The following is a 22038-nucleotide window of genomic DNA, read 5'->3' as shown; positions in this document are numbered from 1 at the left end:
CGTGCCCGGCAAGCGCAAGCGCCACCGGGCATTGAGACTACTGTTTTGCGCGCATCGCGGCGTGGTGTCCGGCAAGGGTACCAAAAATAATGATATCTGCCACTGCGTTACCGCCGATACGGTTGCCGCCGTGGATACCGCCGACCACTTCACCCGCCGCGAAGGCACCCGGAATGACCTGGTGTTCGCCGTTCAGCACGCAAGTTTCGGTGTTGATGGTCACGCCGCCCATGGTGTGGTGCACGCCCGGTGCGATGCGAATGGCATGGAACGGGCCTTCGTTGATCGGGGCGCGCAGCGCAGTGGTGCGACCAAAATCATCGTCGTGCTGTTTTTCCACAAAGCCGTTGTAACGCTCCAGGGTGTCGAGGAAGGTGTGGTAATCCATCCCCAGGGTTTCAGCCAGCGCTTTTGGCGAGCTGGCACTGGTCACCAGGCCTTTGGCTATGTACTCATCCGCCGCTTTGTTTTTCGCGCGAACGTGCTCATCAAAGACGATGTAAGCGTATTTCTCTGGCAGCGCGATAATCTGCGCCGAGACTTTGTCGCGGGTCTCCATTTCGTTGAAGAAACGGCTGCCCTTCTGGCTCACCAGGATAGCGCCGCCGCCACGGATAGATTCGGAAATCAGGTACGAGGTGTTTTGCTCAACGGTCGGGTGAATCTGAATCTCGCCCATATCGACGGTGCCTGCGCCAATACGTTCCAGCAGCGCGATACCGCCACCGGTAGCCCCTTTATGGTTGGTGGTGACGAAACCGTCCAGATCCGGACGATATTTCACGACCATGCTGCTGTTGGCGCTGAAACCGCCGGTCGCCATCACAATGCTGCGGGTGGCTACGGTCAGGGTTTCGTTCTCTTCGGTGGTCAGACGTACGCCGGTCACTTCGCCATTTTCAACGATAATGTCGCTCACGGAGGTATCGAGCATCACCTCGATGTGGCGTTTGTTGACGTTACGCACCAGGCCGCTAATCAGGTAGCCACCCACCGCAGAACCATCTTTTGGACGGTGGGTACGGTCGATGCTCATTCCGCCCGTGGTGGTGATGTCATTCAGCATGATCCCGCGCGTTGCCAGCCATTCGATCGCCTCTGGTGCGTTTTCGACAAAGCGACGCAGCAGTTCCGGGTTGTTCTTGTTATGGCCGCCTTTCAGGGATTCCTGGTAGAACAGTTCTTTGCTGTCCTGGATGCCTTTTACACGCTGGAAGCGGGTTTCTGCGGCGTTCATCCCGGCAGAAGCTTTAATGGTGTTCCCGCCGATGGTCGGCATTTTCTCGACAATCAGGACGCTTGCCCCTTCGTCGTGAGCCTGAATCGCCGCCGCCAGACCGGCACCGCCGCTGCCGACAACCACCACGTCAAACGCTTTGGCAGCGTTCGGGTCGACGCCCTCTTCTGCCGCCAGCACTTTACTCGATTTGACCATCGCTTTAGATACCGCTTTTTTCACGGCTTCACTCTGGCTGGTCGCGCCGGTGATGGCGTCCACGTGCGGAGTGTTCGCGTCGAGAATGCGGCTGCGGATCTCTTCGAAGCTGGAGATGAACTCAACGTCCTGCGTTGGGCCAGACGCCAGTTCGATGTCGGCGATACGGTCGGTTTCGAGGCTGACGTTAATCACCAGCTCGTTGGTGTCATCCTGCACCGTTTCGACAAACACACCCGCTTTGAATTTTGATTCGCCCATGCTCATGTCGCGAATCATCGCTTCCACCAGCGAAAAGCGCCACAGCGGCTCAGGGATGTGCAGCGCTTCACGCTGGGTGCTGTCCATAAACAGCTCCAGGGTTTCGCCGTCACGGATGCGGTCGGTCCAGTCCGGATAGGCGATGGTCGCGCGACCCACAGCAATCAGATCGTAACCGTGGTCCAGCGCCTCGTTAACGTCTGCGGCGTTCACAACGCCACCCACACCCATCACCGGAATTTGCGCGAGCGTTTCGGAACGCATGGCGTGGTATTTCTCGATCAAAGGGGTTGGGTCTTGCGTATCTACGATGGATGGGCGCAGCGTTGCACCCACGGAGAAGTGCAGGTAATCCAGGCCACGGGCGGCCAGTTTTTCCAGCAGGTACAACGTGTCGTCAAAACGGATGCCCGGAACTTCCATCTCTTCCGGCGAGAAGCGATAGCCGATAATAAAAGCGTCGTCGGCGTACTGACGGACCATTTTATGGGTGATGTCCAGGACCGCCAGCGGGAATCTGGCGCGGTTGTCACGGCTGCCGCCCCACTCGTCGTCGCGCTGGTTGGAGTTCGGGGAGTAAAACTGCTGGATCAGATAGGTATTTGCACCGTGAATTTCGACGCCGTCGAAGCCCGCCTGAATCGCACGACGAACCGCTTCGCCAAATTTCCCGATCATGCCTTCGACTTCTTCGCCGGTTAATGCCACCGGGGTCGCGGCACCTTCACGCGGTGCGGCCACCGCGCTTGGGCCGACAGGCGTGCGGCCACCGATCAGTTTCGGGTCCACCATGCGGCCGCCGTGGTAGATCTGCAGCAGCGCTTTAGAGCCTTTGGATTTGATGGCCTCGGCAATTTTTGCCAGCCCGGCGATTTTCTCGTCGTTGTCGATACCGATGGCGCCGGGGAAAGCCAGACCCAGATCGTCAACAAAACAGCACTCAACAATGATGGTGCCGATGCTGCCGGAGCGCGCGCGGTAGTATTCCACCAGCTCGCTGGTCACCGTGCCGTCGTAATAACCGGTGCAGGTGGTCATCGGCGCCATCAACAGACGGTTTTTGAGTTCCGTACCATTCGGTAAGGTGAAAGGACTAAGAATTCGTTCGTTAGTGCTCATAATAGAAACTCCAAACTTTTAAAATTGAAATCTGAGAATTCTTTATCGGATTATGTTCTGGTTAATTTTTTTGCCGATGTCATGGTATTAATATAACGCTATTTTTAGTTACTAAAGTTATTACGTTAGTTAATAAACTATTTAATCCCTGCAATAACATTATTACTACATTGGTGTTATTGATATTAGGATACCGCGTTCACAATAATATCAATTCCGTTAACGTTTTCATTACTTTACTTGCGGGAGAATGGATCAAACAAGCATATGATTTATATGTGCTTTTTAATTGAATATCGTTTGCGTAAAATATCAACCCCGTCAAATAAAACCTATCAAACGGATAATATCCACATAACTCAATAGGGTTATTAAAATATGGATAAAAATAACACCGCAATTCTATTTTATTGATCGCGATCAATTCCACTAGCCTCTAAAGGCGCACTATATAAACATCATCAATTTTTAATTTACCGCCTCCAAAAGCGCGCTAAATAGCTATTCAAGAAATAACCTGAAAGCACTTTAAATAACTAAAGAAAGCAAAGTAATTAAAAAAGTCGCGATGTTATTTCTGCTAAACCGAATTTTTGACAACTTAAGAAGCAAACCTATGAATGATAAAACAGCTGTAACGCCTCCAGTGGCGAGCAAGCCAAAAGACGGAAGCAACAAACGTCTGCTGATGATGGCACTGCCCATTATTGTCGCAGTGCTCCTCCTGTTTGTGCCGGTTCCTGAAGGGTTACCGCCTTATGCCTGGCACTACTTCGCTATCTTTGTTGGCGTGATCGTTGGTCTGATCTTCGAACCGCTGCCGGGTGCCGTGATTGGCCTGACCGGGGTCGTCGCCATCGCCCTGTGCAGCCAGTGGGTGCTGTTTAGCCCGGAACAGCTGGCTGACCCGAAATTCAAGCTGGCAGGTGCCTCCTTTAAATGGGCGGTGAGCGGCTTCGGTAACTCCACCGTCTGGCTGATTTTCGGTGCCTTTATGTTTGCCGCGGGCTATGACAAAACCCGTTTTGGCCGGCGTCTGGCGCTGATTCTGGTGAAATATCTTGGCCGCCGCAGCCTGACGCTGGGTTATGCAATCACCTTCGCGGACCTGCTGCTGGCCCCGTTCACACCGTCTAACACGGCGCGTAGCGGCGGGACTATCTACCCGATCATCGCTAACCTGCCGCCGCTGTATGGTTCAAAACCGAACGACCCAAGCGCGCGTAAAATTGGCTCCTACCTGATGTGGGTAGCCATTACCGCCGCCTGTATCACCAGCTCCATGTTCCTCTCTGCGCTGGCGCCAAACCTGCTCGCTCTGGCGCTGGTGAAAAGCATCGTCGGGATCAACATCTCCTGGGGCACCTGGTTTATTGCCTTCCTGCCGGTGGGTGTGCTGCTGATTCTGGTGATGCCGCTGCTGGCCTACTGGTTCTATCCGCCAGAAGTGAAAATCAACGACGAAGTGCCGCTGTGGGCGTGTCGTGAGCTGGAGAAACTGGGCAAACTGTCGCGCAATGAAATTCTGCTGCTGGTCTTTGTCTGCTGTGCGCTGATGATGTGGATTTTCGCCGCCGCGTGGATTGAACCTGCGCTGGCCGCCCTGCTGATTGTTGGCCTAATGCTGTGGACCGGCGTGCTGGAGTGGAACGACATCACCGGCAACAAAGCCGCATGGAACACCTTTGTCTGGTTCGCCACTTTGGTGGCACTTGCAGACGGCCTCTCTTCCACCGGCTTCATCGCCTGGCTGGGTAAAGAAGGCGGCCTGCTAATGAGCGGTATCTCGCCGGGTGTCGCAACGGTGGTCCTGCTGCTGGCGTTCTACCTGCTGCACTACCTGTTTGCCAGCACCACCGCGCACACCACTGCGCTGCTGCCTGCGATGCTGACCATCGCCGCCACCATTCCGGGTATTAACATGGAAGTGTTCGTCCTGCTGATGGTGACCTCTCTGGGTATCATGGGGATCATCACCCCATACGGCACCGGCCCAAGCCCGATTTACTACGGGAGCGGCTACCTGCCAACCAAAGACTACTGGCGCCTCGGCACCATCTTTGGCGCCATCTTCCTGGCGGCCCTGCTGCTGATTGGTTATCCGTGGATGTCCATGATGTTCTGATTCATAACCGCCGGAGGGTACCCTCCGGCGGTTTAATTTTATGGAGTGATACGCAATGTCGAACAAAACCTTTTACTATCAGAATCCCTTCCCTCTCGCACATGACGACACCGAATATTATCTGCTGACCAAAGAGCACGTCTCCGTGGCGGAATTTAACGGCCAGGAGATTCTCCAGGTCGAGCCAGAGGCCCTGACCCTGCTCGCTCAGCAGGCGTTCCACGATGCGGCCTTTATGCTGCGCCCGTCGCACCAGAAACAGGTTGCGGCGATCCTCAACGACCCGGAAGCCAGCGAAAACGATAAATATGTCGCCCTGCAGTTCCTGCGCAACTCTGAAATCGCGGCCAAAGGCGTCCTGCCGACCTGCCAGGATACGGGTACAGCGATCATCATGGGCAAAAAAGGCCAGCGTGTCTGGACCGGCGGTGGCGACGAAGCCGCGCTGAGCCAGGGTGTGTACAACACTTACATCGAAGATAACCTGCGCTACTCCCAGAACGCCGCGCTGGATATGTATAAAGAGGTGAATACCGGCACCAACCTGCCCGCGCAGATCGACCTCTACAGCGTCGACGGCGATGAGTACAAGTTCCTGTGCATGGCGAAAGGCGGCGGTTCCGCCAACAAAACCTATCTGTATCAGGAAACCAAAGCGCTCATCACCCCGGCTAAACTGAAAAATTACCTGGTCGAGAAGATGCGTTCCCTGGGTACGGCGGCCTGCCCGCCTTACCATATCGCCTTTGTGATTGGCGGAACCTCTGCTGAAAGCACCCTGAAAACCGTGAAACTGGCGTCAACGCGCTACTACGACGGCCTGCCGACAGAAGGTAACGAACACGGCCAGGCGTTCCGCGATGTTCAGCTGGAGCAGGAACTGCTGCTGGAAGCGCAAAATCTGGGCCTGGGCGCTCAGTTCGGCGGGAAATATTTCGCCCACGATATTCGCGTAATCCGCTTGCCGCGCCACGGCGCCTCCTGCCCGGTCGGTATGGGCGTGTCGTGCTCAGCTGACCGTAACATCAAAGCGAAAATCAACCGCGACGGGATCTGGATTGAGAAACTGGAACACAATCCGGGCCAGTACATTCCTGAATCACTGCGTCAACAGGGTGAAGGCGAGGTGGTCAGCATTAACCTGAACCAGCCGATGCACGAGATCCTGGCACAGCTCTCAGCTCATCCGGTTTCGACCCGTCTGTCCCTGAACGGCACCATTATCGTGGCCCGTGATATCGCCCATGCCAAGCTGAAAGAGCTGCTGGATAACGGTGAAGAACTGCCGCAATACGTCAAAGATCACCCGATCTATTACGCCGGCCCGGCGAAGACACCGGAGGGGTATGCTTCTGGCTCGTTAGGCCCAACCACGGCCGGTCGTATGGACTCGTATGTGGATTTACTGCAATCGCACGGTGCAAGTATGGTCATGCTGGCGAAAGGTAACCGCAGCCAGCAGGTCACGGATGCCTGCCACAAGCACGGCGGTTTCTATCTGGGCAGCATCGGCGGCCCGGCAGCGGTGCTGGCGCAAAACAGCATTAAGAGTCTGGAGTGTGTCGCCTGGCCTGAACTGGGTATGGAAGCTATCTGGAAAATCGAAGTAGAAAACTTCCCGGCGTTTATCCTGGTGGATGACAAAGGGAATGACTTCTTCCAGCAGATCCAGAACAAACAGTGCGCGGGTTGCGCGCAGCGTTGATTGAGTCTGTAAAGTAAAAAGCCAGGCGTAAGGCCTGGCTTTTTTATTTCCGCAATGTGTCGTCACTACCAGGTCATACAGGCCGCGTTGAGGATACCCCCTGCCAACGCAAAAATGCCCATGAACACCCCCGCAGCGATGTTGTTACTGGAAATCTTGTCACCCAGTGTCGGCATGTAGAGCCGCACGCCGGCATAAATCAGAAGCTGGACGACAAAAGCCACTCCACCCCAGATGCAGTAGTCCAGGATCCCCACGGAATTCACTGCCGCGCTGGAGAGCGGAATGACAAAACCTAACAGCGTACCGCTGAAAGCCAGCGCAGCCGCCGCATTGTCATCTTTGATCAGTTGCCATTCATCGTGCGGCGTCACTTTGGTGTAAACAAAAAGAAAAACAATCACCATGGCCACGCCGATAAAAAAATAGGCCGAAAAGGCCAGTAAAGCATCCAGTATGTGCATATTGCCCCCTGAGCATAAAAAATAATTTTAACTTATCATTAATTTCTGCAACGACTCATTTACCTGTTTTTACCTTGCGCTCCCCTCACAGGCCATGCTGGATTCCCGTCTTATACCTGCATAAAAGACCCTATTTATGTTATGCCCATTGCACAGGGCTGAATAATATCCACAATACCTTATGAATCCCGCAGAGTTATTTACATTTCTACAGGCTCTATTGCCTACAATCTGGCGCAGGAAATTCAGGCAGTTATTCAGAGACGATGATAAGGGTAAATGGAAAAAAAACTCCTGCTCGGCGAGATTGAAAAGATTCAGTGGAATTCTGTTGTCCTTAAATGCGGCGATACGAGAGAAGTCTTCGACATCCCGGCTAATGTGCTGCTGCATCTGAAAACAGGTCATGTCGTGCGTCTGTTATTACGTAAACAGCGGCTGGTGCGACTGTTCAACGTCTCGACGCAAACCCTGTATGAAACGGACTTTTTTGCCCGTAAGCCGCTGCTACGCAAATACCAGACCCTTCTGTTTATCGTCGCGGCGGCTGTCTGCAGTATTCCCGCCGTCGGTGTCATTCTGAGTATGATCTTTTTCGCCACGCTCATGGGCGTCTCATTCAGGCGGAGCGAAAAAGTGGCTCTTAAAGTCGCACTAACAAGTGCCGTAACAGGCCTTATTTATATCTCCCTTGCCGGATACCTCCTGATGAGCGGCTATTATTTAGCAGCCTTTATCGCCTGCTCGCTGCTGATCTTTATTGCTCTGAAATCCGCAGGCACTATTCAGAATAAAGAAGCGCTGAAGCTTGACCAGGAAATCTTAACCGGCCGTTTGCTGGCCCACACTTAATACCGTTGGGGTGCCGATAATGACTATTTTACTGCGGACCGTCGCGACTCTCCCCCTACTGCTGCCGCTGACCGTATCGGCTGATCCTGTGCCTCCCGACAAAGCGGATTATCTCAGTAAGATCAGTTTTCACTCCCCCAGCATGCCAGGATTTCGAACGGCAGAGATGTTAAGCACCGGGTTTACGAGTGCCTATGTCACGATGAGCAGCAACAGTGAGTCTCTTAATCTCAACGATCTGAAATTTAGCGTTAACCATGACTGGATAGTGATAAAGCCGCAGCCCGTGGAGGGACGGATCCAGCTTATGATGATCAGGCAACCGCGTGCAGAGGAGAGAGCCATGACGCTGACGCTGAAAAACCTCAAGACCGGCAATACGCAGCGCCATGACTTTTTCGTCGAAACCTGGCTTACGGGTGATGGCGAACTGGATAAAAATTTTGCCCGCGCGCGCGAGCACTGCGCACGTCTTGGCGGCAAGCTCCTGAGCACGCAGGAGTTCAGAACCCTATCGCGGCAGTGGTTTGGTCTTAGCAGCGGTCGGTTACGCGATCTGTATCCAGAGGCAACGATTTTTAATCAACAAATGCAGGCAGGTGACAGCTTTTGGGTACATGAGGCAAAACCGCTTTATCTGCATACTGGCGCGAAAAGCAACAACCGCAATGTCGGGACGCTATGTCGGCATCAGTATGATAAACGGGCAGTTTGAAAGGGGGAAAAGCGCTAAGAGCGAGATATCTCTCTCAAGTTGCATAAAACATCAATGACTTGAAAAAGCACTAAGGCTAGACTCCTGCGAACTTCAGGTGCATCTTGATGCTGACCTCAGTCAGAATGAGGGCGCTGGAAGGTGTCCGATGAGAAATGATGACGCTAAAGCAGTGAAGTGGCGGAGAGAGGGGGATTTGAACCCCCGGTAGAGTTGCCCCTACTCTAGTTTTCGAGACTAGTCCGTTCAGCCGCTCCGGCATCTCTCCGTTATAGTGGTTGCCATGATGCCAGGTAATTTGGCATTTTAACAGATCCTTATCCTGCATTTTTGTTCAAGTGATGAGTTTGCGAGCGAAGCGATGATTAAGTGGCCCTGGAAATCGAACGAAACCGCACCGAACACGACTTTTCCGTGGGAAGAGGCGCTGGCTATTCCGGTACTCGCCAGTCTCGACCCCGATGAGCAAACCCGACTGGTTCAGTTAGCCGATCGTTTTTTACAGCAAAAACGCCTCGTCCCGCTTCAGGGTTTTGAGCTGGACGCCCTTAAAAGCGCGCGTATCGCCCTGCTCTTCTGTTTGCCTGTGCTGGAGTTGGGCTTTGAGTGGCTCGACGGCTTCCATGAAGTGCTGATCTACCCGGCGCCTTTCGTGGTGGACGACGAATGGGAAGATGACATTGGGCTGGTGCATAATCAGCGCGTCGTGCAGTCCGGACAAAGCTGGCAGCAAGGCCCGATTATCCTCAACTGGCTGGATATTCAGGACTCCTTTGACGCCTCCGGTTTTAATCTGATTATTCACGAAGTCGCCCATAAGCTGGATACCCGCAACGGCGATCGCGCCAGCGGCGTGCCATTTATCCCTCTGCGGGAAGTTGCGAGCTGGGAGCACGATCTCCATGCGGCAATGAACAATATCCAGGATGAGATCGATCTGGTGGGTGAAAGCGCAGCCAGCATTGATGCCTACGCAGCGACCGATCCGGCAGAGTGTTTTGCGGTGTTGTCGGAATATTTCTTCAGCGCACCCGAACTGTTCGCACCCCGCTTCCCGGCGCTGTGGCAGCGTTTTTGCTATTTTTACCAGCAAGATCCCCTGCAGCGTCTACGTGAAAATGCGGGACCAGGTGGACATTCGTCCTCCCAAGTACACTAAAACAGCAGGTTGGCTCTTAATTAATCATTTGAATCAGCAAGTTGAATTTAGAGTTGACACAAAATAGCGAGGCCATTAACATGCGCCTCGTTCACACGATTCCTCTGTAGTTCAGTCGGTAGAACGGCGGACTGTTAATCCGTATGTCACTGGTTCGAGTCCAGTCAGAGGAGCCAAATTTGAAAAGCCTGCTTTTACAGCAGGCTTTTTGCTTTTCCGCATTTCACCCTCAAATCTGATAATCAATCGCCACTTCTTCCGTTTCCATTACCTGGCGCTTAATTTCATCCACCGACAAACCGGCATTGCACAGCTCGATAAAGCGCCAGACATAGTTGCGTTGCAGCTGTCCGCGCTTAAGCCCCAGCCAGACGGTGTTGGCATCAAACAGATGGCGGGTATCCAGGCGCACCAAATCTCCCAGTTCGCGCTCGCCGCCGGACTGTTCCGCCACCAGGCCGATGCCAAGCCCCAGCTCTACATAGGTTTTGATCACATCCGAATCCTGTGCACTCAGCACGATATCCGGCGTCAGCCCTTTGCGATTAAAGGCTTCGTCGATACGCGAACGGCCGGTAATACCCTGCCGATAGGTAATCAGCGGCCATTTGACAATATCTTCGAGCGTGAGGGGCGAAACCTGATGAAGTGGATGGTCGACGGGCAATAGCAGGCTGTGATGCCAGCGGAACCAGGGGAACGCCACCAGCAGTGGATCGTTACTCAGGCGTTCACTGGCGATACCGATATCCGCCCCGCCGTTTTGCAGCAACACTTCGATCTCCTGCGGAGTGCCCTGAATCAGCTCCAGCCGGACGTCCGGAAATAGCTCACGAAATGCCTTGATCACCGGCGGTAAACTGTAGCGCGCCTGCGTATGGGTGGTGGCGATTGTCAGCACCCCGGACGCGTCGTTAGTAAAGAGATCTGCCAGGCGTCGAACGTTGCTGGCTTCGTTGAGTATTCGCTCAGCGATGGTCAGTAACGCTTTACCTGGCTCCGTCATCCCCAGCAGGCGTTTGCCGCGGCGGATGAAAATCTCAATGCCCAGCTCTTCTTCCAGCTCGCGTATGTGGCGGCTGACGCCTGACTGAGAGGTATAAAGCATGTTGGCGACTTCGGTCAGGTTGTAGTCCCGCCTGGCCGCCTCACGGATAATTTTAAGTTGCTGGAAATTCACGATTCACTCCGGCGCATCTGACATAGCCCTATTGTTAGAGTCAGCAGACCTGCAGAACAAATAATAAAAACCAGCATCTTATTCCTTTATGGAATATCAGCTCACGAGCTGCAGTTCACGATTCTCCAGCGATGGACGGCTGACCAGCGACATCAGGATCTCTTTCACCGCCTGCGCCTGTGGCGACAGAGAGCCGCGGGCAGACATATTCAGAGACAGCGGCAGGCTCATGGATGGCGTGGTGATCCGCGCCATCCAGCCGTTCGCGGCGCTGCAAAGAGAACGCGCGGCGGATTCCGGCAGCACCGTGACGCCCATTCCGCTGGCAATCGCGGCGGTCAGCGTCGAGATAGAGTCGATCTCACCGATGATTTTTGCCGTCAGGCGACGCAGAGAGAAAGCTTCGTCGACGCGCAGGCGCACGGCGCTGTAATCGCGCGGCAGGAACAGATTCATCTCTGCCACAGCGGTTAAATCAATGCTCTGGCCCGGACAATCGCGCGTCCCTACGAGATAGAGATCTTCTTTCAGCAACGGCTGGCTGGTGATCCCCGCAATCGGTGAGCGATCGTACAGGACCGCCATGTCGAGCTGACCGTTGAGCAGTTTATCGTTAAGGACCGACCCGCTATTTTCATGCAGATAGACCAGCACCTCCGGCAGCTCGGCGCGAACGGCCTGCAGCAGCGGCATGGTAATGGAAGACGCGGCAGTGCCTGGCGCAAGACCAATCGACACCTGTCCGCTCAGGGTGTGTCCGACGTTACATACGGCCAGCTGCGCTTGTTCGCACTGGCGCAGAATAGTGCGCGCATGGGTGTAAAGAATCTTACCGGCTTCCGTTGGCGTCACGCCACGCTTGGTGCGGATCAACAGCTGCTGGTCCAGTTCACCTTCCAGAGTGGCCACCTGCTGGCTCAGCGCAGGCTGCGCGATATGCAACACTTCCGCGGCCTGGGTCAGGCTACCGATATCGACGATTTTTACGAAGTATTTCAGTCGTCTTAAGTTCATTTTGCCCCCTGTTAAAATACAGTGCCGGTACTGGCGCTCATTGTTGAAAGAGTTTTTGCAATATGGATGCCAGTTTTTAAAAGAGGACGGATGAGTGCGCTAAGCGGCTGAAAATAAGGAAATCTAATCACCCTGCTCCGTTTTATTACTGAAACAGCGGTTTACGATCTGCCCCATAAGGGGTAAGCCTGCACCAGAAGTGTGCATTTTGCCGGGAAAGAAAGCACTTTGCTGATTTTGTCAGCAAACGATCACAAGGGATCGATCTCCCCTTTGACAAGCGTTATTGGGGTCGATAATATGCGCCCCGTTCACACGATTCCTCTGTAGTTCAGTCGGTAGAACGGCGGACTGTTAATCCGTATGTCACTGGTTCGAGTCCAGTCAGAGGAGCCAAATTTGAAAAGCCTGCTTTTAAAGCAGGCTTTTTGCTTTTCTGCGTTCAGGGAAATTACCGGGCGGCGGCTGCACCTTACCCGACCACAGGGCTAACCTGTCGCATCCACCCGCCATCTACGGGTCAACGGTTTTTCGATTTCGACAATCAGGAACATCGCGAAGCCGATAATAAAGGTAATGACCCAATAGCGGAACGGAAGTGACTCGGTGCCGAACAGCATCTGCATAAACGGCGCGTAGATAATCAGCAGTTGAAGTACCAGCAGCACCCCGCTGACTATCCAGATCCCGCGATTGGCCAGCAGGCCTTTACTCAGGGAGAAGCCGTCGGAGACACGGCAGTTCAGCATGTAGAACCATTGGGCGGTCACCAGGGTCTGCAACAGGACGGTGCGAATAAACTCCGGTGAATAGCCGCGCGGTTGTAGCCAGGCTTCCAGCACAAAGGCACTCACGGCGATCATCGAGCCGACAAATACCACGCGCCAGATAGCAAACCCGTCCATGACATGCAGGTTTGGGTTACGCGGTGGGCGTTTCATGATATTCCGCTCGCCCGCCTCAAACGCCAGGCCAAACGACAGCGTGGCGGATGTCGCCATGTTCATCCACAGGATCAGTACCGGCGTCAGCGGAATTAAGTTCCCGGCAAGCAGAGCGATGATAATCAGTAAGCCCTGCGCCAGGTTAGTGGGCATAATAAAGAGAATGGTTTTTTTCAGGTTATCGTAAACCCGACGGCCTTCGCGAACCGCGCTGGCGATGGTGGCGAAGTTATCATCCGTGAGCACCATATCCGCCGCCTCTTTGGTCACCTCCGTCCCTTTGATACCCATAGCGATACCGACGTCAGCCTGTTTCAGCGCAGGCGCATCGTTAACCCCATCGCCGGTCATCCCGACCACCTCTTTCTTACTTTGCAGCGCCTGCACCAGGCGGAATTTATCCTCCGGGCTGGTACGGGCAAAAATATCATAGCTCTGCGCCGCTTCGCTCAGCTGCTGATCATCCATGACCTCCAGCTCACGTCCGGTAATCGCGTTCCCGGCATTGCCAATTCCCAGCATTTTGCCGATGCTCATTGCCGTTTGCGGGTGGTCGCCGGTGATCATTTTCACGCGAATGCCCGCCTGCAGGCATTCGCCAATAGCGGTAATGGCTTCCGGACGCGGCGGGTCCATCATTCCGGCAATACCGAGCAGAATCACCCCCTGCTGCAAATCCGGATGGTCCAGCGTCGTTTGATCAACACCTGCGGTCTTCCAGGCTGCCGCCACCATACGTAAACCTTCCCGCGCATACTCTTCAATCTGCGCTTCCCAGTAAGGTTGATTCAGCGGTTGCAGCCCGCTTTCCGTCTGCTGATGCTGGCACAGCCTGAACAGCACGTCCGGCGCACCGGTAATCAGGATCATCTCTTCATCGCCGATGCGATGGAGGGTCGACATGTATTTATACTGGGAATCAAACGGGATTTTGCTGCGCAGCTCTGTCTGCAAAGGCGGCAGCGGCACTTTAGCGGCCAGCACCTTCAGCGCCCCTTCCGTTGGGCCACCGGTGATTTTCCACAGCCCCTGTTCGTCTTTCATCAGCTGGCTGTCATTGCAGAGATCGATCGTGCGCAGATAGCGCTCAAGCAGCGAGCCATGAGTCACCGCCACCGGTGTCGGATCGTCAATCGGGTGAATATTCCCCATCGGCTCATAGCTATCGCCTTCGACGCGATAGATTTTCTCCGCCGTGATCACCGCTTTCACCGTCATCTCATTCATGGTCAGGGTGCCGGTTTTATCTGAGCAGATTACCGTCATCGCCCCCAGGGTTTCGACCGTCGGCAGTTTGCGGATAATGGCTTTCTGCCGCGCCATGGTCTGCACGCCCAGGGAGAGAATAATCGAGATAATCGCAGGCAAACCTTCCGGGACCGACGCCACCGCCAGACTGATGAGCGACAGCATGAGTTCGGAAACCGGCATATCGCGGAACAGCAGGCTGAAGACGAACAGCGCCGCCATCATCACCAGGATAATAATGAAAATGGCTTTGCCGAGCTTATCCATCTGCACCAGCAGCGGCGTGCGGTGCTGTTCAATATCTGCCATCATCTGGTTGATATGGCCCAGCTCCGTGTCGCCGCCCGTCGCCACCACAATGCCTTTGCCGCCACCGGCACTGACCGTGGTCCCGGAGAACAGCAGATTGGTGCGATCCCCCAGCGGCAGCTCCCCTTCCAGTCTCTCGGTGCTTTTTTCCACGACGGTAGATTCCCCCGTCAGAATCGCCTCCTCCACCCGCAGGTTGTGCGCTTCAAGCAGCCTTAAATCGGCAGGAATTCGATCACCCGCGCGGATCACCACGATATCCCCCGGCACCAGCGCGGTGGTCGGGACCGTTTCATGATTGCCGTGACGAACCACCACCGCTTCGCTGGAGAGCATATTGCGAATGCTCTGCAGGGATTTTTCCGCATTACTTTCCTGAATGTGACCGATGAGGGCGTTGATTACCGCCACGCCCAGAATCACCAGCGTATCAACCCAATGCCCCATTACGGCGGTCAGCAGCGCCGCCGCCAGCAGGACATAGATCAGGACATCTTTAAAGTGCGCTAAAAAGCGCAGCCAGGCGGGTTTGCCGGGTTTCTGCGGCAGGGCATTTTCACCGTACTGCGACAGGCGCGCCGTTGCGTCCGCCCCGCTGATGCCGTCTGGGGTACTGTTTGTTTGTGCCAGGGTTTCTTCTACGGAGAGCCGGTAAAAGGGCTGGACCGGTTTTTCTGTATTCATTCTTCCGTCCTCAAGTCCTGCAACGAAAAACGCACACTGTCACTTTCGCTCTCAGCGCACGACAAAAACCGGAACGTGGGCATAGCGAACAATATTGGCCGCATCCGAGCCGAGCAAATGGGTCTGAATATTCGGGTTGCGCGAACCGATAATGATCACCTCTGCCATCAGCTCGTCGGCGAGTTTGGTGACCTCATCGCGCACGTTGCCGCTGCGCACGTGAAAATGGAGCCGATCGGCTGCGAAAGCGGTTTTCTGCGCCAGAACAGTGAGTTTTTCTTTTGCGTTATTAATCATATAGTCGTCCATCTTTCGCGCGTCGGAAATAAACCCGCGCGTCAGTTCCGGCGAGAATTTTGGAATCACATGCAGTAAATGGATATCAGCGGAAGCCGCCTCGGCGAGAAACTGTGCGTGAGCCAGCGCCTTATCGGCCAGCCCGATTTCATAGACATCGACCGGGACCAGAATATTTCTGTACATAGTGAGCATCCTTTAATTACCAACAGAATATGTAATGAATAACGCTACGGGTCATGACACACAGGGGAATAAGCACCACAACCGGGTACAAAGAAATGAACGGGATGCTATTAAACGTAGCACAGGACACTCGGTATTTTCTGACGACTGACTAATCTCATGAAAAATAATAAATTAACGTTGAGTTCTTTCGCATATCTCATTCAAAGGTAGCAATTTCATCTGCCTGCCAATTTTAGGCGCTGTTTAACCTTTTCCCGCTTCACAGGCTATGCTTTGCTTAAACATCTGCGACTGACGCTGCATGAGCCGCCCTGGCTCACCGGCGTTGAGATCCTGGGAGGAATGATGTTTGGATATAGCCTGATTCGCCTCGCGTTGTTTATTGTGCTGGCCATTGTGTCCAGTGCCGCGGTAGGACTCTTTACGTATCTAATGGTATCCGCCTTCGCCGAATAAAACCGTTCAAGGTAAGTATTCGTAATAAATGGCGTTTTTATTTATTAGGGGAATAGTGTGAATCGTTACGTTTCGCTTATACCGGTCCTTATTCTTGGTATTACCGCCTGCGATCAAAAAGCACCAGATGTTCCGCCTCAGCCGAGAATGGTGAAAGTCGCCACGGTGATGGATGCAGGCCAGGCGCAACAGCGCGTCTTTCCGGCAAGAATTGAGTCCGGCGATGCCACCGACCTCTCCTTTAAGCGCGGCGGACAGATTGAAACGCTCGATATCCGCCAGGGCACCCCGGTGAAACAGGGCCAGCAGCTGGCGAGCCTCAATGCGCGCGAAGCCCAGCAGCGGGTAAGAGACCGACAGACCTCGGCCACGCTTGCCCAGCGCCAGTTCGATCGTTTTCAGACGCTGGCCGGACGCCAGGCGATCTCCAAAGCCGAGATGGACGTGCAGCGCGCCACCCGTGATTCCGCCAATGCCGCCCTAAAAATCGCCCAGGAAGAGCTGAGTCAGATGACGCTCACCGCCCCTTTTGCAGGCACCGCGGCAAGCGTTCAGGTACGTAATCATCAGGTGGTTGCTGCCGGGCAGCCGATCGTGACCCTGACCCGAACGGATCTGCTCGATGTGGTGTTTAGCATTCCCGAAAACCTGTTCAAAACCCTGGATATCCGTAACGCTGATTACCGCCCACTGGTGAAAATTAACGCCCTGCCGGGGCGCGAATTCAGCGCGGTTTACAAAGAGCATACGGGCAGCAGTGACAGTAATACCCTCACCTGGCAGGTGATTTTAACCATGCCGCGCCCGGATGATTTCCCGGCTGTCGGCGGCGTTAGCGGCACCGTAACGGTCAATCTGGCGAATCTTCCGGCGGGCGCGGGGCGCAATGCGCTGGTTGTGCCGGTGGAAGCGGTGTTCAATCCGGATAACAGCCCGCGCAACGAGCCGCACGTGTGGGTGGTCAAAGGCGAGGGTGATACGTTGCAGCTGGAAGACCGCAAAGTCGCGGTCGGACAAGTTACCGCTCAGGGGGTTATCATTACCGAAGGGCTGAGCGCCGGAGAGCGCGTGGTGGCTGCGGGCGTCGGCGAACTTCACGCCCAACAGCCGGTGCGGATCTGGACCCGCGAGCGAGGCCTGTAATGGATATCTCTCGCCAGTTTATCGATAACCCCATTCGCGTCTGGCTGACGGTTCTGCTGCTGGGCGTCGGCGGTATTTTTGCGCTGCTGAACATTGGTCGCCTCGAAGATCCCACGTTTGCTATTAAAACGGCGGTTGTCATTACCCACTATCCCGGCGCCTCGGCCCAGCAGGTGGAAGAAGAGGTCACGCTTCCGCTGGAAAATGCCCTGCAACAGCTGCCCTACCTCGATAACATCAGTTCGATCTCGTCAAACGGGCTGTCGCAGATCACCGTGAATATCGCCTCGCGCTACCACTCCAACGAACTGCCGCAAATCTGGGATGAGCTGCGCCGCCGAGTGGGCGACGCCTCGCGTCAGTTTCCACCGGGCGTGGTGACACCGTTCGTGAATGACGACTTCGGCGATGTGTTTGGTTTTTTCTTTGCCCTCTCCGGCGACAATTTTACCAACCCTGAGCTGGCCCAGTATGCCGATCAGCTGCGCCGCGAGCTGGTGCTCATCCCCGGCGTCGGGAAAGTGGCGATTGGCGGTGCGGTTCCGCAGCAGATTAACGTCGACATTTCGCTCCCCAAAATGGCGGGGCGCGGGATCACTCTCGGGCAGATTTCAACTCTGCTGGGGCGGGTAAACAGCGTCGCCAACGCCGGGGAGATCATTTCCGGCAGCGAATCCATTCGCCTGCACCCGACGGGCGAATTTGAAAATCTCGACGAACTCGGCGACATGATTATCACCCCGCCCGGCGTCGGGGCCGCGACGCGTCTGCGCGATATCGCCACTCTTTCTCGCGGGCTGACGGTTTCGCCGTCGAGTATTTACCATGCCAATGGCCGCCAGGCCGTGACCATGGGCGTTTCCTTCATTCCGGGCGTCAATGTGATCGACGTGGGCCACGCGCTGGAGGCCAAACTGCAGCAGATGTCAGCGGAAAAACCGGCGGGCATCAACATCGATCTGTTTTACGATCAGGCCGCCGAAGTGGGCCACTCGGTGAACGGTTTTATCATTAACTTTCTGATGGCGCTGGCAATCGTGATCGGCGTGCTGCTGATTTTTATGGGATTACGCAGCGGCATCATTATCGCCCTCTCGCTGGCCCTGAACGTGCTGGGGACGTTGCTGATCATGTACCTCTGGGGTATTGAGCTACAGCGAATTTCCCTGGGCGCGCTGATTATTGCCCTGAGTATGCTGGTCGATAATGCGATTGTGATCGTCGAAGGGGTGCTGATTGCACGCCAGCGCGGCTCCACGCTGATGACCGCGATTAACTACGTCATTCGCCGCTCGGCCCTACCCCTGCTGGGCGCGACGGTGATCGCCATTCTCGCCTTTGCGCCGATTGGCTTATCCCAGGATTCAACAGGCGAATACTGTAAATCCCTGTTCCAGGTGCTGCTGATCTCCCTGCTGCTGAGCTGGTTCTCGGCGCTCACCATCACGCCGGTGATGATCAAGTGGTGGCTGTTTAAGGGGCAGAAAACCGCTGACGCCCCTGCGGATGCCGATCCCTATAATCAGCGGTTTTACCGCCTGTATCAGCATATGCTCAACGCCCTGCTGCAGCGCAAAGCCATCACTCTGGCGCTGATGGTGGTCCTGCTGGCGGCCGCTATCTGGGGGTTTGGCGCGGTCCGGCAAAACTTCTTCCCGTCGTCGAATACGCCCATCTTCTTTGTCGACCTGTGGCTGCCCTACGGCACAGATATCGCGCAGACCGAAAAGATCACCAGCGAGATTGAAAACTCGATCAATGGCCAGCCCGGCGTGGTGACCACCGTCTCAACGATTGGTCAGGGGAGCATGCGTTTTATTCTGACCTACAGCGGCCAGCGCCAGTACAGCAATTACGCGCAGATCATGGTGCGCATGGACGATCAGAGAAATATCGCCGCCCTCACGCGCCACGTTGACGACGATATTGCCCGGCACTATCCCGAAATTAACGCCAGTACCAAACGGGTGATGTTTGGCCCGTCCGGCGACAGCGCCATCGAAGTGCGCATCAAAGGGCCGGACCCGGACCGGCTGCGCCTGATCGCAAGCCAGGTGGATGCGATTCTCGCCCGCGATCCGGCTACCGACAGCGTGCGCAATGATTGGCAAAACCGCAGCAAAGTGATTCGCCCGCAGTACGTTGCGGCATCCGGGCGCGAGCTGGGGGTGGATAAACAGGATATCGACAGCGCACTGGAGATGAATTTCTCCGGCAGCCGCGTCGGGCTGTATCGGGAAGGCTCCGATCTGCTGCCGGTCATCGTGCGCCCGCCGGAAAGCGAGCGCCAGGACGCAAACCATCTGAATAACGTGCTGGTCTGGAGTCAAAACCGTCAGCAGTATATTCCCCTGAGCAACGTGGTGAGCGGCTTTGCCCTTGAGTGGGAAGATCCGCTGATCCTGCGCCGGGACCGCAGCCGGGTGCTGACGGTGCAGACCGATCCCGATCCGCTCAGTCAGGAGACCTCCGGCGATATTCTGGCGCGGGTCAAACCTGACATTGACGCCCTGCCGTTGCCGCACGGCTACAGCATCGAGTGGGGCGGCGACGCGGAAAACTCCAGCGAGGCGCAGCAGGGTATTTTTACCACGCTGCCGCTGGGTTTCCTGGTGATGTTTATCATCACCATTCTGATGTTTAGCTCGGTGAAAAACGCGGTGGCGATCTGGCTGACGGTGCCGCTGGCGCTGATTGGCGTGACGCCGGGCTTTTTACTCACCGGCATTCCCTTTGGCTTTATGGCGCTCATTGGGCTGCTGAGTCTGAGCGGGATGCTCATTCGTAACGGCATCGTGCTGGTGGAAGAGATCGAGCAGCAGAAAGAGCACAAAGCGCAGTACCAGGCGATTGTTGATGCCGCTACGTCACGTTTGCGCCCTATCCTGCTCACCGCCTTCACCACGGTGCTGGGCCTCGCTCCGCTGCTGCGCGATGTCTTCTTCCAGAGCATGGCGGTGGTGATTATGTTCGGCCTGGGCTTTGCAACCGTCTTGACCCTGCTGGTCCTTCCGGTTATTTATGCCTGCTTCCACCCCACGGAGAGGGAACGACCCCAATGAACCCCACAGGGCTGAACATCATTAAAACGCTGGGATGCATGACGGCGGTAACGTTTTTCACGCTGTACCACACCTGGGATCGCTACGATTACGATTACCACTGGATCCTTGGCTTTCTCACCTTTATCTCGACCATCGCCACCCCGCTGTTTTTTGTGGTTGCGGGATATCTGGATGCCCAGTCGCGCCACGGCTCGCGCTGGCAGCTCGATAAAATCAAAGCCGTGGTGATGGTTTTTCTGTTCTGGATGACGGTCTATTACCTGTGGGAGCCGTATCAGCGCGGGTATTTAATCCAGCCGTGGTTTGTTTTCACCTTTATCGTGATTTACACCTTCCATCCGCTGATCGAGTGGCTAAGCCAGCGGCGCAACCTGTTGATTGGCGTGGCCTTCGCGCTGCTGATCTTTGCCTATAGCTATGATTTGCTGTCGGCACTCTACCCGAACAAACATTTGCTCTCGCTGGCCCCGCAGTACCGGCTCTGGACCTGGCTGCTGTTCTATCTCACCGGCCAGATCTTCTTCGACCCGGTTATTTCTGCCTGGATCAGCAAGGGTAAGGTCGTGAAAACGGCCATTGCGGCTATTCCGGTGATTTATCTGTTCACCTGGTTTTATGAGCGGCACTTCTTTTTCGCCCTGTTCAAGGCGGATCGAAACGCGTTCATTCTGACCGGCTCCCAGATTTATATCCTGATTGTGGCGCTGGTGATTGCCGCCAACGGCGTGCGTTTTCGGAAAAATATCGAATTCAAAGAGGCCATTTTAGCCGCCGTCAGCAAAACGATGACCGGGGTGTATATTCTTCACTACTCCGTGTTTCATCTGCTCACCTCGCTGATCCCGGTGACGTCGCTCACCACCAAACTGCTGCTGATTGCGCTGACGTTTATCGCCTCGGTGCTGATTTCGATGCTGGCCCTGTCAAACTCGGTGGTGAAAAAGATCATCACCCTTTAATGCGAGGTGGCGCTGCGCCTCGCACCTAAAACCCGTAGCGCAACCAGGCAAACAGCACGTTGCCGTTGTTATAGGTACCGGGAATATAGGTGAACTGCACGTTTAGCCGTTTATACCCGGCCGAGAACAGCGGCAAAATAATCGGCAGCGGCACATAGTTGGCAAAGTCCTGGCGGGCGGTGATCCCCGCCGTCACGCCCAGTCCGAGGCGAAAATCGCGCGCATTATCGAGATACCAGCCCTTCTCCCAGCCGTAGCCGATAATCGGCTGCCATTCGTTATGAGAGTCTTTAAACATCATCGCGTAGAGGGAACTCCAGTTCCCCGCTTCGTTATAACGGGACACGCCAAACCCACCGCCCCACGGCATTTCATTGTATTTATCGGTTTTCTCTTTATCGTACATAAAGCGCGCGTGCCAGCTCAAAAAGGGCAGATAGAGATCGTAGTTTTGCGGGTCGTTCCACGTCTGGGAGACATCGCTGGTAAGATTGTTCCACCAGCCGGTAATGCGCTGTTCCCCGTAAACGCCCGGTTCAGCATACAGGGGAGCCACAAACCACATCAGCATAATGAGTAAGACAATCCGAATCGGGTGCATCATCATTCCCTCAGCAAAATCGTTCTGCGATAAGTATTACTGTAACCCCTTTCTGGAAACTCCTTCGCCGCGTTTTGGAAATTTTACCGCCCAGTACGGATAAAATTGTTTTCG

General features: G+C 55.0%; 16 protein-coding genes and 3 tRNA genes. 11 read left to right on the top strand and 8 right to left on the bottom strand.

All coding sequences use genetic code 11. The features are described 5' to 3' along the window. Positions 1–37 precede the first annotated feature (37 nt). Entirely contained in the window at positions 38–2815 is a 2778-nt protein-coding gene (locus tag OVA10_RS10530; protein ID WP_102104042.1) for a flavocytochrome c, read from the bottom strand. A 616-nt stretch (positions 2816–3431) separates the two neighbouring features. Between OVA10_RS10530 and OVA10_RS10525 the strand changes: the two genes are divergently transcribed. Together OVA10_RS10525 and fumA are read left to right on the top strand one after the other, a co-directional pair. Beyond that, complete coding sequence (locus tag OVA10_RS10525) at positions 3432–4940, top strand: anion permease (protein ID WP_187469907.1); 1509 nt, start codon at positions 3432–3434, stop codon at positions 4938–4940. Positions 4941–4995: 55 nt separating this feature from the next. After that, on the top strand, positions 4996–6645 hold the full coding sequence (gene fumA / locus OVA10_RS10520; protein WP_102104043.1) for a class I fumarate hydratase FumA: 1650 nt from the start codon (positions 4996–4998) through the stop codon (positions 6643–6645). Positions 6646–6710: 65 nt separating this feature from the next. On the opposite strand, the gene OVA10_RS10515 is transcribed toward fumA, so the two are convergent. Beyond that, entirely contained in the window at positions 6711–7109 is a 399-nt protein-coding gene (locus OVA10_RS10515; RefSeq protein WP_268195883.1) for a DUF350 domain-containing protein, read from the bottom strand. Between the two features lie 279 nt (positions 7110–7388). On the opposite strand from OVA10_RS10515, the gene OVA10_RS10510 reads away from it, so the two are divergent. Next, positions 7389–7961 carry a hypothetical protein gene (locus tag OVA10_RS10510; protein WP_268195882.1) on the top strand — a complete coding sequence of 191 codons (573 nt, stop codon included), beginning with the start codon at positions 7389–7391 and terminating at the stop codon, positions 7959–7961. Positions 7962–7980: 19 nt separating this feature from the next. Beyond that, on the top strand, positions 7981–8676 hold the full coding sequence (locus OVA10_RS10505; protein WP_268195881.1) for a hypothetical protein: 696 nt from the start codon (positions 7981–7983) through the stop codon (positions 8674–8676). 178 nt (positions 8677–8854) lie between these two features. On the opposite strand, the gene OVA10_RS10500 is transcribed toward OVA10_RS10505, so the two are convergent. Continuing rightward, positions 8855–8944, bottom strand: a tRNA-Ser gene (locus tag OVA10_RS10500). Positions 8945–9037: 93 nt separating this feature from the next. Here OVA10_RS10500 and mtfA point away from each other — a divergent pair. Next, positions 9038–9835, top strand: a complete 798-nt coding sequence (gene mtfA / locus OVA10_RS10495) for a DgsA anti-repressor MtfA (protein ID WP_268195880.1) — start codon at positions 9038–9040, stop codon at positions 9833–9835. Between the two features lie 100 nt (positions 9836–9935). Beyond that, positions 9936–10011, top strand: a tRNA-Asn gene (locus tag OVA10_RS10490). Positions 10012–10064: 53 nt separating this feature from the next. Here OVA10_RS10490 and cbl read toward each other — a convergent pair. Both cbl and nac read right to left on the bottom strand, forming a co-directional pair. Next, a complete protein-coding gene (cbl, locus tag OVA10_RS10485) occupies positions 10065–11015 on the bottom strand; it encodes an HTH-type transcriptional regulator Cbl (RefSeq protein WP_100779667.1) in 951 nt (316 codons plus the stop codon). A gap of 96 nt (positions 11016–11111) precedes the next feature. Next, a complete protein-coding gene (gene nac, locus OVA10_RS10480) occupies positions 11112–12029 on the bottom strand; it encodes a nitrogen assimilation transcriptional regulator NAC (RefSeq protein ID WP_095282537.1) in 918 nt (305 codons plus the stop codon). A gap of 320 nt (positions 12030–12349) precedes the next feature. On the opposite strand from nac, the gene OVA10_RS10475 reads away from it, so the two are divergent. After that, positions 12350–12425: transfer RNA gene (locus OVA10_RS10475), tRNA-Asn, on the top strand. Between the two features lie 92 nt (positions 12426–12517). Here OVA10_RS10475 and OVA10_RS10470 read toward each other — a convergent pair. Next, positions 12518–15214 carry a cation-transporting P-type ATPase gene (locus OVA10_RS10470; protein ID WP_268195879.1) on the bottom strand — a complete coding sequence of 899 codons (2697 nt, stop codon included), beginning with the start codon at positions 15212–15214 and terminating at the stop codon, positions 12518–12520. A 51-nt stretch (positions 15215–15265) separates the two neighbouring features. Next, positions 15266–15697, bottom strand: a complete 432-nt coding sequence (locus tag OVA10_RS10465) for a universal stress protein (protein ID WP_123427489.1) — start codon at positions 15695–15697, stop codon at positions 15266–15268. Between the two features lie 276 nt (positions 15698–15973). Here OVA10_RS10465 and OVA10_RS10460 point away from each other — a divergent pair, with 276 nt between their 5' ends. From OVA10_RS10460 to OVA10_RS10445, 4 genes are read left to right on the top strand one after another with little or no spacing between them, the layout of a single operon-like run. Next, positions 15974–16156 carry a hypothetical protein gene (locus OVA10_RS10460; protein WP_181827987.1) on the top strand — a complete coding sequence of 61 codons (183 nt, stop codon included), beginning with the start codon at positions 15974–15976 and terminating at the stop codon, positions 16154–16156. Positions 16157–16213: 57 nt separating this feature from the next. Beyond that, positions 16214–17299 (top strand): efflux RND transporter periplasmic adaptor subunit, encoded by a 1086-nt coding sequence (locus OVA10_RS10455; protein ID WP_268195878.1) that lies wholly within the window; start codon positions 16214–16216, stop codon positions 17297–17299. Then, complete coding sequence (locus OVA10_RS10450; RefSeq protein WP_268195877.1) at positions 17299–20361, top strand: efflux RND transporter permease subunit; 3063 nt, start codon at positions 17299–17301, stop codon at positions 20359–20361. The genes OVA10_RS10455 and OVA10_RS10450 overlap by 1 nt, the downstream gene beginning before the upstream one ends. Continuing rightward, positions 20358–21323: an acyltransferase gene (locus OVA10_RS10445; protein WP_268195876.1), complete on the top strand. Its 966-nt coding sequence runs from the start codon at positions 20358–20360 to the stop codon at positions 21321–21323. Before OVA10_RS10450 ends, OVA10_RS10445 begins: the two co-directional genes overlap by 4 nt. 25 nt (positions 21324–21348) lie before the next feature. On the opposite strand, the gene pagP is transcribed toward OVA10_RS10445, so the two are convergent. Continuing rightward, entirely contained in the window at positions 21349–21924 is a 576-nt protein-coding gene (gene pagP / locus OVA10_RS10440) for a lipid IV(A) palmitoyltransferase PagP (RefSeq protein ID WP_416079026.1), read from the bottom strand. Positions 21925–22038: the final 114 nt, after the last annotated feature.

This window comes from Lelliottia sp. SL45, assembly GCF_026672535.1.
GTDB lineage: Bacteria > Pseudomonadota > Gammaproteobacteria > Enterobacterales > Enterobacteriaceae > Enterobacter > Enterobacter nimipressuralis.
This window is presented reverse-complemented; position numbering and strand designations above follow the sequence as displayed.